Raw genomic sequence first — 22,657 nt, 5'->3', positions numbered from 1 at the left:
AGAGTTGGATCCAGGGTGGCCGCTGTCCTTGTGACGGCGGCCTTATTTTTTGGGGTATTCCCCCGGATTGTGGGCGCCGGGCTTGCCCGGTGCGAACCTGCCGGATGCTTCTGTAACAAACCTCACGAAAATTTGAGTTCTTGGCGAGGATTCGTTGAGTAGGATCGCTGCACCATCGTTTCCACCGGCATCCCTGCCGGCCACCCGGGCACCCGCCCACACCACCCAGGAGCACGACCGATGAGCAGTTCCAACAAGACCCTGTCCCTGCTGACTGCTACCGCCCTGGCCGCCGGCCTGGGCATGACCGCCAGTGCCTCGGCCCTGAGCATGAGCGACCTCGCCCAGGGCTACCTGGTGGCCGGACAGGCAGCCAAGGCCAGTACCGACGCCAAGGCCGCCGACACCAAGATGGCCGCTGACGCGACCAAGCATGCCGAAGGCAAGTGTGGCGCCGACGGCAAGACTGCCGAAGGCAAGTGCGGCGCCGACAAGGGCAAGGCTGCCGGAGCGGCAGCTGGCGCCAAGGCCAAGACCGGCGACAAGAAGGCGGCCGAAGGCAAGTGTGGCGAAGGCAAGTGCGGTGCCAAGCACTGACGTCCGCGCCAGCGTCGTCAGCCCGCGGTCGCCGCTTCGTGCGGCGGCCGCAGGGTTGGGGCTGCGCCGGGCGCTGTTGCAGGAGCTGCGTGATGCACCGGCCGGCGACTTCGATTTCCTCGAATGCGCGCCGGAGAACTGGATTCACGTCGGCGGTCCCGCCGGTGATGCACTGGCCGAACTGGCGCAGCGCCATCCGTTGAGCTGCCACGGCCTGTCGTTGTCGCTGGGCGGCAGCGCGCCGCTGGACACCCGTCTGCTGGAACAGATCGGCCAGTTCCTGGAGAAGCACCGCGTGCCGCTGTACAGCGAGCACCTGAGCTACTGCAGCGACGACGGACACCTGTACGACCTGCTGCCGATTCCGTTCACCGACGAAGCGGTGCGCCATACCGCCGCACGCATCGCCCGCGTGCAGGACCTGCTGGGTCGCCGCATCGCGGTGGAAAACGTGTCCTACTACCTGGCACCGGAACCGGCGATGGACGAACTGGCCTTCACCCTTGCCGTGCTCGCCGAGGCCGACTGCGACCTGTTGCTGGACGTCAACAACGTCTACGTCAACGCCTGCAACCATGGCTACGACTCCGACACCTTCATTGCCGGGCTGCCCGCTGAGCGCATCGTCTGCCTGCACGTGGCCGGGCACCTGGACGAGGCACCGGACCTGAAGATCGATACCCATGGCAGCGCGGTGATCGATCCCGTCTGGGACCTGCTGGCGCGTACCTACGCGCGCATCGGCCCGCGCCCCACCCTGCTCGAACGCGATTTCAATTTCCCGCCCTATGCAGAACTGCAGGGCGAACTGCAGACCATCCGCCGCCTGCAGACCGCACACGCCGGGGCTGCACATGGCTGACGCCACCGACACCCTGCGCGCGCAGCAGCACGCGTTCACTGCCCATCTGCGCGATCCGGAGAGCGTGCCGCCACCGGCCGGCCTGGAGCCACGCCGGGTGGCGGTGTACCAACGGCTGCTGTTCAACAATCTGCTCGGCCTGTTGAGCAACGGCTTCCCGGTCTGCGTGCGCCTGCTCGGCGAACCGGCCTGGAGCGGACTGGTGCGCCAGTACTTCGCGACCCATCGCTGCCAGACGCCGCTGTTCACCGAACTGGCCGCCGAATTCGTGGAGTGGCTGCAGGCGCAGCCACAGCTGCCGCACCCGGCGTTGGCCGAACTTGCTCATTACGAGTGGGTGGAAACCGCGCTGTACCAGCTTCCTGCCGAGCCGCTGCCGGTGCCAGGTGACATCGACCCGCTGCGGGTGCCGCTGCAGCGCTCGCCGCTGGCGTGGCCGCTGCTGTACCAGTGGCCCGTGCACCGGCTTGGTGCCGGGGACGCACCGTCACAACCGCCGGCCGAACCGACCGGCCTGCTGGTCCGTCGCGAGGTCGATGGCGAGGTGCGCTTTGCCGTACTCAGCCCACTGGCGGTGTACCTGCTGTCCAGCATCGGCGAACGCCCCGGCCTCGATGGTCATGCCTACCTGCAGCAGCTAGCTGCTGCGCACGGCCTGGCCGATGACGCGCTGGCCCTACCCGGTGCTGCGCTGCTGCAACAGTTCCTGCAGGCCAGCGTGATCGGCCCGCTCGCAGTCCCCAGCTGACACCCCTTCCCCCGGAGAACCGCCGATGAACCTCCCGACCCTGGCCACCGCGCGCGGCCAGCTGGACTGTCTCGCCCCTTGGTTGGCCCCGCTCGGCCTGCGCCTGCTGCTGGCCTGGGAATTCTTCGAATCCGGCCGCGAGAAACTGCACGGGCAGAACTGGTTCGCCGATCTGCAGGACGCCTTCCCGTTCCCGTTCGACCAGCTGCCGGCTGCCCTGAACTGGCAGCTCGCCACCTGGTTCGAACTGATCGGCGCGGCCTGCCTGCTGGTTGGCTTCGGCACCCGGTTTGCCGCAGCCAGCCTGCTGGTGCTGACCATTGTGGCGACCTATGCAGTGCATTGGCCGATGGAGTGGAACTCGCTGGCCGACCTCGCCATGGGCTATGCGATCACTGACCAGGGCTTCGGCAACTTCAAGCTGCCGGTGCTGTTCATGGCGATGCTGCTGCCACTGATCTTCACCGGCGCCGGCAGACTGAGCGTGGATGCGTGGTTGGCGCGGTGGTCTCCCTCGGCCACACCTGCGCGGCCAGCGGTTCGGTAGGTGTCGACCCTGGTCGACACACGCCCACGCCGGGAACCCATGCACAGAAGGCTGGCCGGGCACTCAGGGTCGCTCTGCTAGAATTCACGCATGACTGACCCCACTCCCGCACCTGCCGCCGCTCCCGATTCCGTAGTACCCCAGGCGCAGCGCGCGATGTCACAACGCTTCCGCGGCTTCCTGCCGGTGGTGGTGGATGTGGAAACCGGCGGCTTCGACAGCCAGCGCAACGCGCTGCTGGAAATCGCTGCCGTGCCGATCGAGATGGACGAGAACGGCCTGCTCTACCCCGGCCAGACCGCCAGCGCCCACGTGATACCGGCCGAAGGCCTGGAGATCGACCCGAAGTCGCTGGAAGTGACCGGCATCATCCTCGACCACCCGTTCCGGCTGGCCAAGGAAGAGAAAGCCGCGCTGGACCACATCTTCACCCCGGTGCGTGCGGCGATGAAGAAATACGGCTGCCAGCGCGCGATCCTGGTCGGCCACAACGCACATTTCGACCTCGGTTTCGTCAACGCGGCGGTTGCACGTACCGGTCACAAGCGCAATCCGTTCCATCCGTTCAGCGTGTTCGACACGGTGACCCTGGCCGGCATCGCCTACGGGCAGACCGTGCTGGCGCGTGCAGCCACGGCCGCCGGGCTGGGCTGGGACGCCAACGAGGCGCACAGCGCGGTGTATGACACCGAGCAGACTGCACGGTTGTTCTGCACCATCGCCAACGCCTGGCCGCGGTAAGCCAGTCAACGGCGCAACCGCACCCACCACTCACCGCACGGTGGATCCACGCCATGCGTGGATGCAATCAACCAATGCTCGTACGATCCCGGCCGTCGCTCTTGGCGCGGTACAGCGCGCGGTCGGCGCGCTGGTACAGCAGCGCCGGGGTGCGGTCATCGGCATCCAGTTCCACCAGGCCTGCGCTGAAGGTCACGCGCAGGCCCGCCACGCCGGCCCAGTCGGGATGGTCATGGAACAGGCCGCGCAGGCGCGCGCACAGCTGTGCGGCTTCCTCCAGGCGGGTGTCGTTGAGCAGCAGCGCGAACTCTTCGCCACCGGTCCGCGCCGGCAGGTCCGAATCGCGGCTGGCGGCGGCGATCAGCCTCGCCACCTGCACCAGCACCGCATCGCCGATGCTGTGGCTGTGGCGATCGTTGACGTCCTTGAAGTGGTCGATGTCCAGCACCACCAGGCACAGCGGATGACCACTGCGCTGCGCACGCGCGAAGTCGCGGGCCAGGGTTTCATCGAAGGCACGGCGGTTGGCCAGGCCGGTCAGCGCATCCTCGCGGGCCTGCCGTTCGAAGGCCTCGGCCTGGCGTGCCAGACGCTCGGCCAGTTCGGTCTTTTCCTGGTTCAGCGCCTGCAGGTGCACGGTCTTGGCCTGCAGGTCGAAGGTGGCTTCATCCACCCGCCGCGCCAGGCGCAGGTTGCTGGCCTTCAACTGCTGCAGCAGCAGGCGGTACAGCGCCACCAGCCCGGCCAGCAGCAACAGGCCACCCAGCACCTGCACGCTGCGTCGCTGCCACCAGAACGGCTCCACAGTGAAGCTCCATACCGCCTCCTGCTGGCCCCAGCTGCCACCCGGATGGGCAGCGGCCACGTGCAGGGTGTAGTCGCCCGGCGGCAGGCCGACGAACTCCACGCTGCGCTGCGGGCCGCGTTCGACCCATCCCGCATCCAGGCCGTCCAGCCGCGTGCGGTAGCGGATCCGGTCAGACATCAGGTAGCTCAAGCCGACGTAGCTCACCGTCAAGCGGCGGCCGCCGGGAATGTAGTTCCGGTCCGGACCTTCCCAATGCACCGGTGCGCCATCCACCTGCACGCTTTCAATCGCTGCCGGCGGTGAAAGGCGCTCGCGGAAGCGTTGCAGGCGTTGCGGGTCGACGGTGCTCAGGCCTCCGGCGGTGACCACCCAGAACGTGCCGTCCTGGCGCAGGATGGCCGATGGCCCGGAGCTGCCGTTGGCCTGCGCGTTGGCCATCCCGTCGATCTCGTTGTAGCGCTCCACCACCACCCGCGGTGCGCGGCCATCGGCCACGGCATTGAGGGTCGCCATGTCGGTGCGCAGCACGCCGCGGTTGCTGCTGATCCACACGTTGCCAAGACGATCCGGCACCAGCTGGAACACCGCATCCACCGGCATGCCCTGCTCCAGCCCCACCCGCGCCAGCGTGCCGTTCCGCCAGCGGTATAGGCCACGGTCACTGCTGATCCACATCGCGTCGCCCAGCTGGTGGAAACCGAACACACTGCGGCCCCCGCCCAGCGGCGCCAGGTCGATCGACTGCACGTGGTCACCGCGCAGCACGCGGATTCCCTCGATGGTGCCGATCCACAGGTTGCCCTGATGGTCGTGCTCAAGCGCGGTGATCAGGCCACCGGGCATCCCCGCAATGTCTGATACCTGCACGCGGTCGCCATCGATGCGCACCACGCCCTTCTGCGTGCCGGCCCAGACCACGCCCTGCGGGTCCACGCTGATCGCGCGGATGTTGCCGCCCGGCATGCCATCGGCTGCGGCATAGTTGTGCCGCAGCCTGCCATCACGGCCAAGACGGTAGACGCCATCGCCGAACGTTCCGACCCACAGGTCACCGTCCGGGCCCTGCGCCAGGCTGAGCACCGAAGGTGCCTTGCCGCCGCGGTTGTGCAGCGGCATCGCGCGGAAGCGGCCATCGGCGGTCTGCAGGTCGAGGCCGCTGGCACTGCCGACCCACAGCTGGCGGTCGCGGTCCTCGAACACGGTGCGCACATAGTCGCCACTGAGGCCATCGCGCTCGGTGTAGCTGCTGAACAGTGTTTCGCGCAGCCGGTACAGGCCACCATTGGCACCCACCCAGATGCTGCCTTCGGCGTCCTCGCGCAGGCTGACCACGCGCCCACCCGGCAGGTTCAGGCCCGCCGGCAGCCGCTCCAGGCCATGTGCGGAGATCCGCAGCAGGCCCTGGTTCTCGGTGCCCAGCCACAGGTCACCGTGGCGGTCCTGCAGCATCGAGGTCATGTGCAGCTGGCCCGGCAGACGGTGCATCAACACCAGCTGGTCATCCTCCACCCGGTACAGGCGCTCGCCGGCGACGATCCACAGCGCGCCATCCGGAGCGCGGTACGGCCACGACAGCCCACTGCCGGCGCCCAGCCCCCAGGCTGCAGGGGCCCGCTTGAGCACGCCGTCGTTGTCACGCAGCACCAGCCCGTCCAGCGTGCCGGCCCAGACCCGGTCCTGCGCATCGACCACCAGCTTGGTGAAGCTCATCGCCATCGGCAGGTCGGCCGCCGGCGCCCGGTAGACGATGCCGGTGTCCGGTGTCAGATAGCCGATGCCCTTGCCTTCATACAGCAACCACAGACGGCCCTGGCTGTCCATCTGCATGGACTGGATCAGCACCTGCGGGGTATCGGCCCGATGCTCCCAGACACGCCACTGCCCATCGTTGCCGCGGTGGCTGACGTTGCCGCGCGAATCACTGATCCACAGACCACCCTGGCGGTCGACCAGCAGCGCGCCGATGCCGTTGTCGCGCAGGCCCGGGCGGGTGCTGCGGTCGAACACGGTGAAATCTAGGCCGTTGTAACGCACCAGGCCTTCCCAGGTGGCGAACCACAGGTGGCCTTCGGGGGTCTGCGCGATGTCGCGCAGCGAGTTGTGCGGCAGGCCGTTGCGCGACGTCCATACATCAATGGCGTAGTCGCGCAGCGGTGGGGCACCGTCCTGTGCGGCCAGCGGCAGCGCGACCGCCAGCAGCAGCCACAGCAGCCCCTGCCGCAGCGCCCGCCTGAATCCCGATACGTGGCACTCCACCCAGCGCCCGTTGCCCCCCTGTCCGCCCATCAGTGCAGCGGCGGTGGCCAGATGCAGCCGCCGGAGCAGGCAGGGTGCGGGAACGGCCGGGCAGCGCGGAACGGCATGCCGGCGGGAACAGGCTGGCTCATCGACGGGAAACTTGGGAGTTGCGCAGATGATAGGCCAAACCCCGGCCCTGGCGTCACCGCTGGCCGGCGGGCGGACTCAGCCGGCCCGGCCCGGAGGAACCACCTGCGCGCTGGCCGGCCACTGCACCACCGCCTCCAACCCACCTTCGGCGCGGTTGCGCAGCCACAGGCGAGCGCCGTCCTTCTCGGCCAGTGCGCGGGCGATGGTCAGGCCCAGCCCGGCACCGCCGGTTTCCCGCGAACGGGAGGTTTCCACCCGCACGAACGGGTCGAACACCGCCTCCAGCTGATCCTCGGCGAGGCCGGGACCGTCATCGGCCACCACTACGGTGATCGCACCGCCACTGCGCTCCACCCGTACACGCACCCGGTAGGCATACATCACCGCGTTATCCACCAGGTTGGAAAACAGGCGGTGCATGGCCAGCGGACGCAACATCAACACCGCTCCGCTGCCGCCTTCGAAGACGACATCACCGCCGCCCTCGGCCGTGTCTTCAACAATGCTCTCCAGCAGCGAATCCAGGTCCAGCGCGGCACGCTGTTCGGCGCTTTCGGCACTGCGGGCCAGCTCAAGGCCTTCGCGCACCAGTGCCTGCATCGCCGCCAGATCACCGATCAGGCGCTCGCGCAGCGCTTCATCGCCGACGTTTTCCAGGCGCAGACGCAGGCGGGTCAGCGGCGTCTGCAGGTCATGGGTGATCGCCGCCAGCATCTGCGTGCGCTCAGCCAGATGCCGCTGCAGGCGGTGCTGCATGGCGTTGAAGGCTTCGGCGGCACGCTGCACTTCGCGCGGCCCGCGCAGGGGCAAGGGATCACGCTGCAGGTCATCGCCAAGGTCCTCGGCGGCAGCGGCCAGTTCCTGCAGCGGCGCGCTGGCCATGCGCGCGACGATGTACGCCAGCACCGCAATCGCCAGCACCAGCAGGGTCAGGAACCATGGGTCCACGGCAAGGATGCCGTTGTGCGCCACGGCCGGTGAATCCAGCGCCAGCTTGAGCAGCGTACCGTCGTTGAGGGTCACGTCCACCGCACGGCACTTGGGTGGGATGAACGCCGGATCGCGTTCGCGCGGATGCCGGCGGTGCCCGGGCGGCGGTGGCGGCAGCAGATCCTGCAGCTTGGGAATGCACGAGCGGAACGAAGCAAAGTGCACGTGGGCGCGGGACACCGGCCCCGGACGGTCTTCCAGTACCTCCATCAGCGCGGTGTCGGCGCGTCCCAGGCGAGCACCCGGCTGCAGCGCACGCACGCTCGGCCCGCCGATCTCGAGCAGGCGCTCGCGCAGCTCCGGATTGCCATCGAGCAGATTGACGTAGCCCTGCAGGCGGTCGGCGATGCGGTTCAGGTTCTGCCGTTCGAACTCCTGCTGACGCTTGGAGGTGGCCAGCATGGTCGCGCCGATCGCGGCCACGCTCATGCCCAGCAGCAGAATCACGAACAACCGCCCGACCATCGAGGACAGGAAATGGCGCAGGCGCTTCATCGAGGCTTATTCCAGGTTCACCGACGAGGCCAGTACATAGCCTTCGTTGCGCACGGTCTTGATCAGGCCATCCGGGCCACCGTCGTCACCCAGCTTGTTGCGCAGCCGGCTGACCTGCAGGTCGATGGCGCGGTCCTGCGCTTCGTAGTTGCGGCCACTGCTGAGCGCCACCAGCTGTTCGCGCGACAGCACCTTGTTGGCATGGGCGATGAACACCCGCAGCAGCCGGAACTCGGCGCCGGACAGCACCACCACGCGGTCGTCCGGGTCCACCAGGTGGCGATGTTCCAGGTCGAACACCCAGCGCGAGAAACGTGCGCGGCGCACCGCCAGGGGCTCGAGATTGGCCGGCAGCGCCTCGGTCCGGCGCAGCACGTTGCGGATGCGCGCCAGCAGCTCGCGCGGTTCGAACGGCTTGGCCAGGTAGTCGTCGGCACCCATTTCCAGGCCCAGCACGCGGTCGATCGGCTCGGCGCGTGCGGTCAGCATGATCACCGGCGTGTTCGAGCGCGCGCGCAGGTCGCGGCACAGGGTCAGGCCATCCTCACGCGGCAGGTTGAGGTCGAGCACGATCAGGTCCACGTGCTCACGGTCCAGCAGCTGGCGCATGGCGGTGCCGTCGGCGGCCGTGCTCACCTGGTAGCCGGCACGGCCCAGCTGTTCTGCCAGCAGGGTGCGGATGTCGTTGTCGTCGTCGACGATCAGCAGTCGATGCATCGTGTTTTCAGTCTCCATGTCGCGATCATCCCGTGTCGGCAGCTGAACCGCATCCGGGGCAATGCGTACCAGTGTATCCAGCCATGGGCGGGATACCTGTGGTTACGCGTATTCACCGACAGTGTTACATACAGACATACCCCGAGGATTGGCCCCCCGTCGGTCGATCTTCACAATGCCCACCAACGCCGCCACCGCGGCCCCGAGAGTGAAGCCACGACGTGACGTTCCGCCTGCTGCCCGCGACCCGCCCAGGTCGCCTGATACTGATCGCCCTGTTTGCCCTCGCCGTCGCCGCAGGTGCCTGGTGGCTGCTGCGCAAGCCCGCCGCCCCGGCCGTAGCGACCACCCCGGTCAGCCGCGGCGACATCGAGCAGACCGTGGAGGCCACCGGCGTGATCGACGCCTACAAGCTGGTCAGCGTCGGTGCGCAGGCCTCGGGCCAGATCAAGTCGCTGAAGGTGCAGCTGGGCGATACCGTGAAGGAAGGCGACCTGATCGCCGAGATCGATGCCACCACCCAGCAGAACCAGGTGCTCAACGCGCAGGCCTCGCTGGACCAGGTCACCGCCCAGCGCGCCGTGCAGCAGGCCACCCTGCGCCAGGCCGAACTGGAGTTCGCGCGCCAGAAGCAGATGCTGGCCGCCGAGGCCACCTCGCGCCAGGAATACGATGCCGCCGAAGCACAGTTGAAGACTGCCCGCGCCCAGCTGCAGTCCTACGAGGCGCAGATCAAGGGCCGCGAAACCGAGCTGGGCACCGCACGCGCCAACCTGGCCTACACCCGCATCACCGCGCCGATGGATGGCACCGTGGTCGCGGTGGTGGCCGAGGAAGGCCGCACCGTGAACGCCAACCAGACCGCGCCCACCATCGTGATGCTGGCGCGGCTGGACGTGGTCACGGTCAACGCCGAGATCTCCGAGGCCGACGTGGTCAAGATCAAGGCCGGCATGCCGGTGTACTTCACCACGCTGGGCGAGCCGGACCGCAAGTACCACGCCACGCTGCGCCAGATCAATCCGGCGCCAGCCTCGATCGCCAACGAGAACTCCTCCAGTTCCAGCAGTTCGTCCAGCTCCAGTTCCAGCAGCGCGGTGTACTACAACGCGCTGTTCGATGTGGAGAACCCGGACGGCACGCTGCGCATCGACATGACCGCGCAGGTCTCGGTGCTGCTCAAGCAGGCCAAGGGTGTGCTGATGGTGCCGGCGGTAGCGCTGGGGCCGAAGCGCCGTGGCGACGAGCGCATGGTGCGGGTGCTGGACGACAAGGGCCAGCCGCAGCCGCGCAAGGTCACCGTGGGCATCAACAACGGCGCCTCGGCCGAGATCCTGTCCGGGCTGAAGGAAGGCGAGCGCGTGGTGGTCGGCGAAGCCGGTGCGGCCGGTGCCAGTGCCGGCGGTGGCAACCGCGGCGGCATGCAGATGCGGGTCGGCGGCCCGGGCATGGGGCGCCGATGAGCACGACGGCGCCGCTGCTGCGCCTGCGCGACCTGCGACGCGAATTCCCGGCCGGCGATGATGTGATCGCCGTGCTGCGTGACGTCAATCTCGACATCCACGCCGGTGAGATGGTGGCCATCGTCGGCCAGTCCGGCTCGGGCAAGTCGACGCTGATGAACATCCTCGGCTGCCTCGATCGTCCCACCCGTGGCAGCTACCAGGTAGCCGGCCGCGAAACCGGGAAGATGGAACCGGACGAGCTGGCCGAACTGCGCCGCGAGCATTTCGGCTTCATCTTCCAGCGCTACCACCTGCTGGGCGACCTGGATGCGCGCGGCAACGTGGAAGTACCGGCGGTGTATGCGGGCAGCCCCGGGCCCGTGCGCAACGCGCGTGCCGAGCAGCTGCTGCAACGGCTGGGCCTGAGCGACCGCATGCATCACAAGCCGGGCCAGCTGTCCGGTGGCCAGCAGCAGCGCGTGTCGATCGCACGTGCCCTGATGAACGGCGGCGAGGTGATCCTGGCCGACGAACCGACCGGCGCGCTCGACACGAAATCCGGCGAGGAAGTGATGGCGATCCTCGGCGAGCTGCACGCCGAAGGCCACACCATCATCATCGTCACCCACGACATGAGCGTTGCCGAACATGCGCAGCGCATCATCGAGATCCGCGATGGCGAGATCATCGCCGACCGCGCCAACCCGAACGCACCGAGCTACCGCGCACAGCGCGAGGCCAGCACCGGTGTTGCCCACGGCAACAGCTGGCGGGCGGCGCGCGACCGTTTCACCGAAGCGTTCCGCATGGCGTTGCTGGCGATGAACGCACATCGGCTGCGTACCTTCCTGACCATGCTCGGCATCATCATCGGCATCGCCTCGGTGGTCTCGGTGGTGGCGCTGGGCAATGGCTCGCAGCAGCAGATCCTGCAGAACATCAGCGCGCTCGGCACCAACACCATCGACGTCTATCCCGGCCGTGGTTTCGGCGACATGCGCTCGGCGCGGGTTCAGACGCTCAAGGCCAGCGATGCCGATGCACTGGCAAAGCAGAGCTACGTTGACAGTGCCACCCCCAGCGTGTCGACCTCGGTCACCGCCCGCTACCGCAACCAGTCCTCCACCGCCCAGGTCAGCGGCGTTGGCGAGCAGTTCTTCCGGGTCAAGGGTGTGACCCTGCTCAGCGGCAGCTTCTTCGATAGCGATGCGGTGAAGGGCCTGGGCCAGGTGGCTGTGATCGACGAGAACACCCAGACCCAGTTCTTCCCCGATGTCGATCCGGTCGGCCAGGTGATCCTGCTCGGCAACGTGCCGGCGCGCGTGGTCGGTGTGGCCAAGCGTCAGAGTTTCGGCTTCGGCGGCAGCACCAGCCTCAGCGTGTGGGTGCCGTACACCACGGTGATGTCACGCATGCTCGGTCAGAGCCACGTCTCCAGCATCACCGTGCGCGTGGACGACGACACGCCGATGGATGCCGCACAGGAAGCGATCACCCGACTGTTGACGATGCGCCATGGCACCGAGGACTTCTTCCTCAGCAACAGCGCCGAGATCCGCGAGACCATCGAGCAGACCACGCGCACGATGACCCTGTTGATCGGCGCCATCGCCGCCATCGCGCTACTGGTGGGCGGCATCGGCGTGATGAACATCATGCTGGTGTCGGTGACCGAGCGCACCCGTGAGATCGGGGTCCGCATGGCCGTGGGTGCACGGCAGAGCGACATCCGCCAGCAGTTCCTGATCGAAGCGGTGCTGGTGTGCCTGCTCGGCGGCGTGCTCGGCATCGGCCTGGCCCTGCTGCTGGGCTCGATGATCGGCCGCTTCGCCAGTGACTTCCAGGTGCTGTTCTCCACCGCCTCGATCGTTGCCGCGTTTGCCTGCTCCACCCTGATCGGGGTGGCGTTCGGTTTCCTGCCCGCGCGCAACGCCGCGCAGCTCGACCCGGTGGAGGCCCTGGCCCGCGAATGAAGATGATGATGACCCGACTGCCCTTGCCGCTCCCTCGCGCCTGCTGCTGGCGGGCGCTGTTCTGCTCGCCCTCTCAGGCTGTGCCTCGGTGGGCCGCTACCCGGTGCAGGCCCCCGACGTGGCGGCCAGCTACGGCCGTGGCGATGCCACCCTCAACGCACCGGCCGACGACCCGCGCAGCAGCCTGGACACACCAGGCCGCGACATCCGCCAGGACACCTGGTGGACCGGCTTCGGCGATGAACGTCTCGATCGCCTGGTGGCGCAGGCGCTGGCCGCCAACAGCGATCTGACCGCCGCCGGCCTGGCCGTGCAGCGTTCGCGCCTGCAGGCCGGCCTGGCCAGCAACGCGCTGTGGCCGCAGCCTTCATCCTCCGGGGTCAGCGGCAGCGCCAGCCGCGCCACCGACCAGGCGGATGACTGGCGACGCAGCTATTCCACCGGCGTCTCGCTGGGCTGGGAGGTCGATCTGTGGGGCCGCCTGCGCACCCAGCGCGACATCGCCCGCTGGGAAGCCGAAGCCAGCGAGGAAGACCGGCAGAACACCGCGTTGCTGGTGATCGGCGACACCATCACCCAGTACTGGAACCTGGCCTATCTCAACCAGTCCATCGCCACCGGCCAGGCCAACCTGGAACGGCTGGAGCGCACCCGCGAACTGGTGCAGGCCCGCTTCGACGCTGGTGCGGTATCGCGCCTGGAAGTGCGCCAGGCACTGCAGAACCTGCAATCGCAGCGTGCCTCGCAGAGCGCACTGGAACAGCAGCGGGTGGAGGTGCGCAATGCACTGGCAGTGCTGCTGGACGGCACGCCCTGGCCGCAGCAGGACGAACCGCAGGACCTGCTGGCCGCACGCAGCCCCGGCATCAACGAAGGACTGCCGGCCGACCTGCTCGGCCGCCGTCCCGACCTGCGCGCGGCCGAACTGCGCCTGCGCAACAGCCTGAAGACCATCAAGGTGACCGCTACCCAGTACTACCCGGCGCTGAGCCTGACCGGCAGCCTGGGCTCCAGTGCAACGTCACTGGGTGACGTGCTGCGCAACCCGGTGGCCACGCTGGGCGCCGGCCTGTCGCTGCCGTTCCTCAACCTGCAGCGCGCGCAGCTGGATACCGACATCGCCGGTACGGCCTACCAGATTGCTGCGACCAACTTCCGCAAGACGCTGTACACCGCACTCTCGGAAGTGGACAACGCGCTGTCGGCACGCGAGCAGCTGGCGCGCCAGGTGGCGGCCTCGCAGGCGTCGTATGACGAAGCGGTGGAAGTGGAGCGCGCGCAGGAAGTGCGCTACCGCGTGGGTGCCACCGACCTGCGCACGTGGCTGGAAGCGCAGCAGACCCGGCGTGATGCCGAGCTGTCGCTGGCACGCGTGCGCCAGGGCCAGCTGAACAACGACGTGACCCTGTTCAAGGCACTGGGCGGCAGCGCTGGGTGAGGCGATGCGGGGCTGCGCCCCGCACCCGCCGAAACAACGTCAACGTCAACAACGGGGCATTCCGTTGAATGGCGGGGTGGGTCCGGTGGCAGGGGGCGCCGTGAACTCGACTGATTCCAGCGCGTTGTCGGAAAGCCGTCATGCACGCTTTGGTAGGTGTCGACCTTGGTCGACACGATCCTTCCGATCAAAAAAAGGGCTCAGATCACGCCGGCCGATCAACCGCGCTGGCGCACGGCCTCGAACAGGCTGACGCCGGCGGCGACGGACACGTTCAGGCTCTCGATCTCGCCCGGCATCGGGATCTTGACCAGGCCATCGCAGTTCTCGCGGGTCAGGCGGCGCAGGCCATCGGCCTCGCCACCCAGCACCAGGGCGATGTTGCCCTTCAGGTCAAGCTGGTACAGCGAGGCGGTGGCTTCGCCGGCCAGGCCATAGATCCACACGCCCTGCTTCTGCAGGTCCTTCAGGCAGCGCGACAGGTTGGTCACCGCCACCACCGGGATGAGATCGGCGGCACCGGCCGAAGTCTTGCGCACAGTGGCATTGACCGTGGCCGACTTGTCCTTCGGGATGATCACTGCAGTGGCGCCGGCCGCGGCGGCCGAGCGCAGGCAGGCGCCCAGGTTGTGCGGGTCCTGCACCTCGTCCAGCACCAGCAACAGGGCCTTGCCCTCGGCTGCAGTGACCAGGCCTTCCAGCTCGTTCTCGCTGTAGGTGCGGGCGGCGGCATAACGCGCGGCCACGCCCTGGTGGCGCACCGAACCGCCGACACCGTCCAGCGCCTGGCTGTTCACCTTGCGCACGTCGATGCCCTTGCGGCGGGCGTTTTCCTCGATCTCGGTCAGGCGCGGGTTCTTCGCACCGGCCTCGACCAGCACTTCGCGGACGTTCTCGGCGTCGTTCTCGATGGAGGAGGCGACGGCGTTGACGCCGACAATCCACTGGCTGTTCTTGCTCATGCGGGCGGGGACCGGAAAGGGGGTGGCTATGGTAGAGCATCGGCGGCGGCCGCGCTTCAAGGCAGCCGAGCATGGGCTCGGCTCTACACAAACCTCAACGGCTGCGCGGCGGCCAGTGCGGCGTGTCGTGGTCGGGGTGCTGGTGGGACACGATCGTGGCCAGGAAATCCAGCGCGGCGATGTCATCCTCGGTACGTCGCGCCGGGAGGCTGGCCAGGCTGTCGACGAAGGGCAGCTTGCGTTCGACCCCGTACTGGATCGTCGGCGGCAGGCGTTCGGGCTCGTCAAACGCGCCGGCAGCCACCGCCACGCCATCGGGCGCCTCGTAGGTCAATGGCGTACCACAGTCGGCGCAGAAGCCGCGCCGCACCACGTTGGACGACTGGAAATAGCGCGGCTGGCCCCGGGTCCAGCTGAACTGCACGCCGCGCACCGACACCAGCGGCGCGTAGTAGGCACCGAAGGCCTTCTGGCACATCCGGCAATGGCAGATCGAGCTGTCGGTCAGCTCGCCACGCGCCTGGAAGCGGATCGCGCCGCACTGGCAGCCGCCACTGTATTCGGGTTTGCCCTGCATGGTGGGTTCCTCCAGAAGATCGTGCCGACCGGGTGAGGTGGGTGCCGACCGTGGGTCGGCACCTTTCAATATTGCTTCTTGGTGCGCTTGGCCGGCTTGCCACGCTCGGGCAGCGGCGGCAGGCCATCACCCTCGTCCTCGCCCTTGTGCTCGACCAGGCGGAAGTCGATCTTGCGCTCTTCCATGCTGGCCTTCAGCACCAGGATCCGCACGCGGTCGCCCAGCCGGTAGCTGCTGCCGCGGCGCTCGCCGGTCAGCGTCTTGCGGGTCGCGTCAAACTTGTAATAGTCCTGCGGCAGCTGGGTGACGTGGACCAGGCCCTGCACCTTCGACTCATCCAGCTCCACGAACAGGCCGAAGCTGGTCACGCCGCTGATCACGCCATCGAACTGGCCACCCACGTGCTTTTCCATCCACGCCGCGCGGTAGCGTTCGTCGACTTCGCGCTCAGCCTCGTCGGCACGACGCTCGCGCTCGGAACACTGCAGTGCCAGCGCGGCCATCTCGCGGGCGCTGTAGGTGAACTTGTCCAGCGGCTTGCCGGACAGCGCGTGCTTGATCGCACGGTGCACCAGCAGATCGGGATAGCGACGGATCGGCGAAGTGAAGTGCGCGTACGCCTCCAGTGCCAGGCCGAAGTGACCGTGGTTTTCCGGGCTGTAGATCGCCAGGCTCTGGCTGCGCAGCAGCACCGATTCCAGCAGCGTGGCATCGGGGCGGTCGCGGATCTTTTTCAGCAGCTTGGTGTAATCGCCCGGGCGCACCTTCGACCACGGCGGCAGGCTCAGCTTGAACTCCTTGAGGAATTCCAGCAGGTCGGCGTACTTGGTTTCCGGCGGCTTCTCGTGGATGCGGTACGGAGCCGGCACGTGGCGCGACAGCAGGTATTTCGCCGCCTCCACATTGGCCGCGATCATGCATTCCTCGATCAGCTTGTGCGCGTCGTTGCGCACCAGCATGCCGGCCTGGGTCACTTCACCGCGGTTGTCCAGCACGAAGCGCACTTCGCTGCTTTCGAACTCGATCGCGCCACGCTTGGCACGTGCCTTCGACAGCACCTTGTACAGTTGGTGCAGGCGCTGCACCTGCGGCAGCAGATCGCCCATCCAGGCCTTGGTATCAGCATCGTCCTCGCCCACCGCCTTCCACACCTGGGTGTAGGTCAGGCGCGCGTGCGAGTTCATCACCGCCTCGTAGAAGCGCGAATGCGTGACCAGGCCGTCGCGGTCGATCTGCATGTCGCAGACGAAGCACATGCGGTCGACCTTCGGCATCAGCGAGCAGATGCCGTTGGACAGTGTCTCCGGCAGCATCGGTACCACGAAGCCCGGGAAGTACACCGAGGTGGCGCGCTTCTGCGCCTCTTCGTCCAGCGGCGTACCGGGGCGAACGTAGTTCGAGACATCGGCAATCGCCACCACCAGGCGGAAGCCATCGGCATTCGGCTCGCAGTACACCGCGTCGTCGAAGTCCTTGGCATCTTCACCGTCGATGGTGACCAGCGGCGTACTGCGCAGATCGACGCGGTCGCCGATCATCGCCGGCTCGACCACCAGCGGCACCGAGGCCGCTTCGTCCAGCACTTCCTGCGGGAACTCGAACGGCAGTTCATGGCCGTGGATGGCGGTTTCCACCACCAGCGAGGCGGTCAGCTTGTCGCCGAGCACGGCGATGATGCGACCGATCGGCGGACGGCGGCTGTCCGGCGCCTGGGTCAGCTCGCAGACCACCAGCTGACCGTCGCGCGCGCCACCAGTCTGGTCTGGCGGCACCTGCACGTTGCGCTGCACGCGCTTGTCGTCGGGCACCACGTAGTTGATGCCCATCTCGATGCTGAAGCGACCGATCAGACGGGTCATGCCGCGCTCAAGCACGCGGGCGATGCTGCCTTCGCGGCGACCACGGTGATCGATGCCGGTCACGCGGGCCAGCACCTTGTCGCCGTGCATGACCTTGCGCATTTCATACGGCGGCAGGAACAGGTCGTCACCGCCCTCGACCGGGCGCAGGAAGCCGAACCCTTCCGGGTTGGCGATCACCACGCCGGTGATCAGGTTCAGGGTCTGGATCGGGGCAAAGCCACCGCGGCGGTTCTGCACCAGCTGGCCATCACGGACCATGGCGCCGAGCCGGCGCGACAGCGCCTCGGCCCGGTCGGGTGCGGTCAGGCCCAGGCGCGCGCCCAGTTCTTCAGCGGTCTGCGGCCCTTCGCAACGCTCCAGCAGGGCCAGGATGGCTTCGCGGCTGGCGATGGGCTGTTCGTATTTCTCGGCTTCGCGGGCGGCATAGGGATCGTCGATCACCTTGCCGGTCGGCGGCAGCTTGCGGCCCGGGGCCGGGCCCGGGGCGTCGGCACTACGGACCTTGCGGCCTCGCGGTGGCGCGCCGCTTTCATTCAATTCAGGGAACCAGCCCGGCAACGGCTTGCCCGGCTTGGTGGTGCGGGCTGCGCCCGCCTTGGCGCCCTTCTTCGGGGCCTGGCTGCGGGAGGTGCTCCCGCCCTTGCTTGGTTTTTTGGTAGTCATCGCCTTACATGGTAGCCGCTGACGGCGTGCAGAACGGGTCAGTGACCGTCTTCAAGGCCTTGCGTGAAAAATATTCAGGAAGTCGTTGACAGCCTGCGGGTTCATCTTCACAATTGCGCCTCTGGAACGCCCAGGTGGCGGAATTGGTAGACGCACTAGTTTCAGGTACTAGCGGGTAAAACCGTGGAGGTTCGAGTCCTCTCCTGGGCACCAACGAAAAAACTCCTCGCTTTGGCGGGGATTTTTTTTGCGTGTAATCCGGCAATGGGGCCGACCCTTGGGTCGGTTCCCTTTCCACAGGAAAAGGCTCTGACCCAACGTGAGCCCCCTGCCGTCAGAGTCCGCTTCGCAGACGAAACGGGATCCGACCCCGGATCTGCAAAAGTGTTGACACCCCCGTAACAACACCCCATAATCTCGCTCCTCGACGCCCAGGTGGCGGAATTGGTAGACGCACTAGTTTCAGGTACTAGCGGGTAAAACCGTGGAGGTTCGAGTCCTCTCCTGGGCACCACGTCGAGAATGAGAAAAACCCGCGAAAGCGGGTTTTTTCATGTCCGGAACCCGGCATCAGAACAACGGCCGCAGCACCAGCTCCAGGCCGAGCAACAGCAGGAACGCAAGGAAGCAGGCGCGAAACACCCGCGCACTGATCCGCTGCCGGATCACCTGCCCCAGCCACATGCCCAGCAATGCCGGCAGCACCGCCAACGCACTCAGCCCCAGCTGCTGGATGCCGAATGCGCCGTGCAGCACCAGGCCAGTTGTCAGCGAAATCGTCGATACGGTGAACGCCAGCCCGAGCGCCTGCACCAGCTCCTCGCGCTGCAACCCCAGCGACTGCAGGTACGGCACCGCCGGCATCACGAACACGCCGGTGGCGCCGGTCACTACGCCCGACAACGCGCCCACCAGCGGCCCCAGCCAACGCTCGCGCCGCTGCGGCACGCGGAACACCGGCGCAAGCAGGGCATAGGCCGCATAGACCACCAGCGCTACACCCAGTGCAACGCGCGACCCGGTGCGATCGACCCGCACCAGCAGCGCTACCGAACCCAGCGTCACCGCCACCACCGCCAGCATCATCGGCCACAGCCGCCGAACGATGTGGCCCAGCGACGGCCCGGACAACAGCTGCCACGCATTGGTGACGAAGGTGGGAATGAACAGCATCGACGCCGCCGCCACCGGCGACAGCGTACTGCCGAGCAGCCCCATCGCCACGGTCGGCAGGCCCATGCCGGTCACGCCCTTGACCACACCGGCCAGCACGAACACCACCACCAGCAGCACGTAGAAGTACATCGATTCATTCATGCCTTCATTGGATCGGGCCGTCGCACGGCGCACAATGCGGTCTTCCCGGCCCACCCTTCGGCTGATCCGAAGGCTCGGGCATTGCGATGAGGGCATCACATGCGGATGGATATCGCCGACCTGCGCCTGTTCCTGGCGATTGCCGAGGCGGGCAGCATCACGGCCGGCGCAGCGCAGGCAAACCTGGCACTGGCGTCGGCCAGCGAACGCCTGCGCACGATCGAAGCCGATGCCGGCACCCCGCTGTTGAACCGTCATCCACGTGGCGTCAGCCTGACCGAAGCCGGCGCCGCCCTCGCCCACCATGCACGCCTGATCCTGCAGCAGCAGACGCAGCTGCGCAGCGAACTGCAGGCATTCGCGCATGGCGCGCGCGGCACCCTGCATCTGTATGCCAATACCGCAGCACTGACCAACTACCTGCCCTCGCGGCTGGCACCGTGGCTGGCCGAACGCCCACGCCTGCACGTGGAACTGCTGGAGCGCACCAGCCCCGAAGTCGTGCGTGCGATCAGCGCTGGCCAGGCCGAGGCCGGCATCATCAGTGATGCAGTCGACGCTGCCGGCCTGCAGCAGCATGTGGTGGCCGAGGACCCACTGGTGATGCTGCTGCCCGCAGACCACCGCCTTGCATCGAAGCGCAGCGTGACCTTCGCCGATGTTGCCGGCGAGACCTTCGTCGCCCTCGCGGATGGCAATGCACTGCAGACCTACATCGAGGACCAGGCGCGCGACATCGGGCGACGCCTGGATGTGCGTATCCGCATGAAGACCTTCGAAGGCGTGTGCATCATGGTCGGCCACGGTATCGGTGTCGGCATCGTGCCGCGGACCATCGCCCATCAGCATCGGCGCAGCACGCACACGGTGGGCATAGGGCTCTCGGATGCGTGGGCACAACGTCGCCTGTGTGCGTGTTTTGCCGAGTGGGCGCAGCTGTCACCGGCGATGCGCAGCCTGCTGCATCACCTGGGCGTGCAGCCGCAGAAAAAAAGTGTGAAATGTTGTTGACACATCCTCTGTCGTTCCCCATAATTCGTCTCCTGAGTCGCCCAGGTGGCGGAATTGGTAGACGCACTAGCTTCAGGTGCTAGCGGGGGCAACTTCGTGGAGGTTCGAGTCCTCTCCTGGGCACCATGACTCAGCAAATGATCAAACCCGCGAAAGCGGGTTTTTTCATGTCCGGGGTTTGGGTGCACGTTGCATTGCGATTGCCGCTCAATGTGTCGTATCCGGCACCTCCTTGGCAGCTACCTGCTCGCGCGATCTCCCGCCGGCGCGTCGCTATCGCGCCCAGAACGACAACCTTTTCGGGACCCATTCCACGTTTCGTTCGAACTCGTACTTCTCCTGGATGGAATCCACTCGCGATTCCTCGCCCCCGGCAGGCAGATTCTCGGATGCCGGGTGCAGGCACTCCATCATGCCCTGCCCCTGCGCGCCTTCCTCCAATAAAGGACGCTCCATGCAGCGCAGCATCATCTGTCCCCACTGCCACACCGCCTCCCACCACGGCGTAAGTGTCTGCGTGGGATGCCAGGCCGAAGTCCACTATGGCGCATCCCGGGAAGCGTACGCGGTTGTCTTTGTCGCCGCCCTTGTCTGCGGCGCATTCGTCGGCAGCCACCTGCAGGCCACTGCCGGCTGGATCAGCGGCGGCGTCGTACTTGTGGCAGGAATGTGGGCGATGGCCCAGCTGTTCCGTGATCGCGTGGTGTTCAAGCGCGTGTATCGCACCCGCTAGACTTGGCTAATGCTCTTGGCCTGGATGTACTTCGGTACGCCACCAGATAGACACGGCGCGACGTTGCCAGCAACGCACAAACAAGAACCCCGCCATCCGGCGGGGTTTCTGCATCTGCATCCAGTAGATCCGCGCCATGCGCGGATGCATTCTGCGGGAAATCCGCCGGGCGTGGCCCGGCGCTACCGAGTGGCAGATCGATCAGTGCCCACCGCCCGCAGAGGCCGCACCCGCGCCCGCACCAAACGGCGGCTTGGCCAGCCACAGGAAGGTGATGATCGCCAGGAAGATCCAGCCCAGCAGGAAGAAGATGTCGTTGAAGCCCATCTGCGATGCCTGGTGGTTGATCATGTTGTTCAGTACCGCTGCACCGTGTTGCAGGTCGCCCTGCCCCATCGCGGCAACCTGGTCCTGCATGCCCGGCTGATAGGCCGAGATGTGCTCGGTCAGGTCGGCATGGTGCACCTGGGTGCGCCGCGCCCACAGCCACGTCGTCAGCGACGCCGCGAAGCTGCCGCCCAGCGTACGCAGGAACGTGGCCAGGCCGGAGCCCGCCGCGATCTCGCGCCCATCCAGGTCCGACAGCAGGATCTGCAGCACCGGCATGAAGAACAGCGCGACGCCGATGCCCATGATCAACTGCACGCCGGCCACATGCTGGAAGTCCACCTGCAGGTTGAAGCCGGAACGCAGGAAGCTGGTCATCGACAGGAACACGAAGGCGATGGTCGCCAGCATGCGCATGTCGAAGCGCGACGCATACTTGCCCACGAACGGCGTCATGATCACCGGCAGGACGCCGATCGGCGCCGTCGCCAGGCCCGCCCAGATCGCGGTGTAGCCCATGTCACGCTGCAACCACTGCGGAATCAGCAGGGCCACGCTGAAGAACGCCGCGTAGGCCACCACCATCGCCAGCGTACCGGCACGGAAGTTGCGATGGCGGAACAGCTTCAGGTCGACGATCGGATCCTTGTCGGTCAGTTCCCAGATCAGGAACACCGTCAGCGTCACCACCGCCACGCAGGCCAGCACCACGATCTTCATCGACGAGAACCAGTCCTCGTCGTTGCCAAGATCAAGCACCAGCTGCAGCGCACCGACACCAATCACCAGAGTGATCAGGCCGACGTAGTCCATCTTCGGCTTCTCGATCTGCTCCGGGCGCCCCTTCAGCTGGTTGCCCACCACCAGCGCAGCGAAGATGCCCAGCGGCACGTTGATCAGGAAGATCCATTCCCAGCTGTAGTTGTCGGTGATCCAGCCACCGAGGATCGGGCCACAGATCGGCGCCACCACCGTGATCATCGCCAGCAGCGCCAATGCCTGTCCGCGTTTCTCACGTGGATAGATCGAGACCAGCAGCGACTGCGTGATCGGGTACATCGGGCCGGCCACGAAGCCCTGCAATGCACGCGACAGCACCAGCATGCCCATGCTCTGCGCCAGGCCGCACAGCAGCGAGGTGATGACGAAGGCCAGCGTGGCCCAGACGAACAGCTTGCGTTCGCCGAAACGGCGGCTGAGCCAGCCGGTCAGCGGCAGCGCGATGGCCGTGCTGACCGCGAACGAGGTGATGACCCAGGTTGCCTGCTGTGAACTGGCGCCGAGGTTACCGGCGATGGTCGGCAGCGAGACGTTGGCGATGGTGGTGTCGAGCACCTGCATGAACGACGCCATGGCCAGGCCCACGGTGCACAGGGCGACGCTGGGCGGCAGGAATCCGGAGGCCGCACCCGGCGCCGCCGGAGCGCCGGGCGCGGCTGGAGCTTGTGCGGACATG

At 67.1% G+C, this 22,657-nt stretch carries 17 protein-coding genes, 3 tRNA genes and 1 pseudogene; 13 read left to right on the top strand and 8 right to left on the bottom strand.

Annotated elements, in window-relative coordinates; genetic code table 11:
• Window positions 1-240: 240 nt before the first annotated feature.
• From FQS62_RS07450 to rnt, 5 genes are all read left to right on the top strand, one after another.
• Window positions 241-597, top strand: a complete 357-nt coding sequence (locus FQS62_RS07450; protein WP_057501774.1) for an HvfA family oxazolone/thioamide-modified RiPP metallophore — start codon at window positions 241-243, stop codon at window positions 595-597.
• Window positions 584-1,459 carry an HvfB family MNIO-type RiPP peptide maturase gene (locus tag FQS62_RS07445; RefSeq protein ID WP_226053495.1) on the top strand — a complete coding sequence of 292 codons (876 nt, stop codon included), beginning with the start codon at window positions 584-586 and terminating at the stop codon, window positions 1,457-1,459. The genes FQS62_RS07450 and FQS62_RS07445 overlap by 14 nt, the downstream gene beginning before the upstream one ends.
• Window positions 1,452-2,207: an HvfC family RiPP maturation protein gene (locus tag FQS62_RS07440; protein ID WP_208043886.1), complete on the top strand. Its 756-nt coding sequence runs from the start codon at window positions 1,452-1,454 to the stop codon at window positions 2,205-2,207. The genes FQS62_RS07445 and FQS62_RS07440 overlap by 8 nt, the downstream gene beginning before the upstream one ends.
• A 25-nt stretch (window positions 2,208-2,232) precedes the next feature.
• On the top strand, window positions 2,233-2,754 hold the full coding sequence (locus FQS62_RS07435; protein ID WP_208043887.1) for an HvfX family Cu-binding RiPP maturation protein: 522 nt from the start codon (window positions 2,233-2,235) through the stop codon (window positions 2,752-2,754).
• 156 nt (window positions 2,755-2,910) lie between these two features.
• The gene (gene rnt, locus FQS62_RS07430) at window positions 2,911-3,495 is read left to right on the top strand and encodes a ribonuclease T (RefSeq protein WP_049448385.1); all 585 of its coding nucleotides are present in this window, start codon (window positions 2,911-2,913) and stop codon (window positions 3,493-3,495) included.
• A 67-nt stretch (window positions 3,496-3,562) separates the two neighbouring features.
• Here rnt and FQS62_RS07425 read toward each other — a convergent pair whose 3' ends face one another.
• The 3 genes from FQS62_RS07425 to FQS62_RS07415 all read right to left on the bottom strand — a co-directional run bounded on the left by FQS62_RS07425 (window position 3,563) and on the right by FQS62_RS07415 (window position 8,911).
• The gene (locus FQS62_RS07425) at window positions 3,563-6,589 is read right to left on the bottom strand and encodes a ligand-binding sensor domain-containing diguanylate cyclase (protein ID WP_208043888.1); all 3,027 of its coding nucleotides are present in this window, start codon (window positions 6,587-6,589) and stop codon (window positions 3,563-3,565) included.
• 177 nt (window positions 6,590-6,766) lie between these two features.
• Complete coding sequence (locus FQS62_RS07420; RefSeq protein WP_049448383.1) at window positions 6,767-8,176, bottom strand: ATP-binding protein; 1,410 nt, start codon at window positions 8,174-8,176, stop codon at window positions 6,767-6,769.
• A 6-nt stretch (window positions 8,177-8,182) separates the two neighbouring features.
• Window positions 8,183-8,911: a response regulator gene (locus tag FQS62_RS07415; protein ID WP_005408779.1), complete on the bottom strand. Its 729-nt coding sequence runs from the start codon at window positions 8,909-8,911 to the stop codon at window positions 8,183-8,185.
• Window positions 8,912-9,114: 203 nt separating this feature from the next.
• Between FQS62_RS07415 and FQS62_RS07410 the strand changes: the two genes are divergently transcribed.
• The 3 genes and pseudogenes from FQS62_RS07410 to FQS62_RS07400 all read left to right on the top strand — a co-directional run bounded on the left by FQS62_RS07410 (window position 9,115) and on the right by FQS62_RS07400 (window position 13,749).
• Window positions 9,115-10,356 carry an efflux RND transporter periplasmic adaptor subunit gene (locus tag FQS62_RS07410; protein WP_208043889.1) on the top strand — a complete coding sequence of 414 codons (1,242 nt, stop codon included), beginning with the start codon at window positions 9,115-9,117 and terminating at the stop codon, window positions 10,354-10,356.
• On the top strand, window positions 10,353-12,311 hold the full coding sequence (locus FQS62_RS07405; RefSeq protein WP_057501767.1) for a MacB family efflux pump subunit: 1,959 nt from the start codon (window positions 10,353-10,355) through the stop codon (window positions 12,309-12,311). The genes FQS62_RS07410 and FQS62_RS07405 overlap by 4 nt, the downstream gene beginning before the upstream one ends.
• A pseudogene (locus tag FQS62_RS07400) lies at window positions 12,308-13,749 on the top strand (efflux transporter outer membrane subunit). The gene FQS62_RS07405 and the pseudogene FQS62_RS07400 overlap by 4 nt, the downstream one beginning before the upstream one ends.
• Window positions 13,750-13,967: 218 nt before the next feature.
• On the opposite strand, the gene rlmB reads toward FQS62_RS07400, so the two are convergent.
• The 3 genes from rlmB to rnr all read right to left on the bottom strand — a co-directional run bounded on the left by rlmB (window position 13,968) and on the right by rnr (window position 17,813).
• Entirely contained in the window at window positions 13,968-14,711 is a 744-nt protein-coding gene (rlmB, locus tag FQS62_RS07395) for a 23S rRNA (guanosine(2251)-2'-O)-methyltransferase RlmB (RefSeq protein ID WP_005408775.1), read from the bottom strand.
• 94 nt (window positions 14,712-14,805) lie between these two features.
• The gene (locus FQS62_RS07390) at window positions 14,806-15,288 is read right to left on the bottom strand and encodes a GFA family protein (protein ID WP_088479684.1); all 483 of its coding nucleotides are present in this window, start codon (window positions 15,286-15,288) and stop codon (window positions 14,806-14,808) included.
• A gap of 65 nt (window positions 15,289-15,353) precedes the next feature.
• A complete protein-coding gene (rnr, locus tag FQS62_RS07385) occupies window positions 15,354-17,813 on the bottom strand; it encodes a ribonuclease R (protein ID WP_208043890.1) in 2,460 nt (819 codons plus the stop codon).
• Between the two features lie 128 nt (window positions 17,814-17,941).
• Between rnr and FQS62_RS07380 the strand changes: the two genes are divergently transcribed.
• Window positions 17,942-18,026: transfer RNA gene (locus FQS62_RS07380), tRNA-Leu, on the top strand.
• A gap of 216 nt (window positions 18,027-18,242) precedes the next feature.
• Window positions 18,243-18,327: transfer RNA gene (locus FQS62_RS07375), tRNA-Leu, on the top strand.
• Window positions 18,328-18,383: 56 nt separating this feature from the next.
• Here the strand turns inward: FQS62_RS07375 and FQS62_RS07370 are convergent.
• On the bottom strand, window positions 18,384-19,130 hold the full coding sequence (locus tag FQS62_RS07370; protein ID WP_208043891.1) for a sulfite exporter TauE/SafE family protein: 747 nt from the start codon (window positions 19,128-19,130) through the stop codon (window positions 18,384-18,386).
• A 99-nt stretch (window positions 19,131-19,229) separates the two neighbouring features.
• Here FQS62_RS07370 and FQS62_RS07365 point away from each other — a divergent pair, with 99 nt between their 5' ends.
• The 3 genes from FQS62_RS07365 to FQS62_RS07355 all read left to right on the top strand — a co-directional run bounded on the left by FQS62_RS07365 (window position 19,230) and on the right by FQS62_RS07355 (window position 20,874).
• Window positions 19,230-20,141 (top strand): LysR family transcriptional regulator, encoded by a 912-nt coding sequence (locus tag FQS62_RS07365; RefSeq protein ID WP_268924297.1) that lies wholly within the window; start codon window positions 19,230-19,232, stop codon window positions 20,139-20,141.
• A 39-nt stretch (window positions 20,142-20,180) separates the two neighbouring features.
• Window positions 20,181-20,267 (top strand) — tRNA-Leu (locus FQS62_RS07360).
• A gap of 328 nt (window positions 20,268-20,595) precedes the next feature.
• Window positions 20,596-20,874 (top strand): hypothetical protein, encoded by a 279-nt coding sequence (locus FQS62_RS07355; protein WP_208043893.1) that lies wholly within the window; start codon window positions 20,596-20,598, stop codon window positions 20,872-20,874.
• 201 nt (window positions 20,875-21,075) lie between these two features.
• On the opposite strand, the gene emrB is transcribed toward FQS62_RS07355, so the two are convergent.
• On the bottom strand, window positions 21,076-22,656 hold the full coding sequence (emrB, locus tag FQS62_RS07350) for a multidrug efflux MFS transporter permease subunit EmrB (protein ID WP_049447787.1): 1,581 nt from the start codon (window positions 22,654-22,656) through the stop codon (window positions 21,076-21,078).
• Window position 22,657: the final 1 nt, after the last annotated feature.

It is taken from the genome of Stenotrophomonas sp. SBJS02 (assembly GCF_020428325.2).
GTDB lineage: Bacteria > Pseudomonadota > Gammaproteobacteria > Xanthomonadales > Xanthomonadaceae > Stenotrophomonas > Stenotrophomonas africana.
Note: the sequence above shows the minus strand (reverse complement) of the source record. Positions and strands in the feature narration are given on the sequence as shown.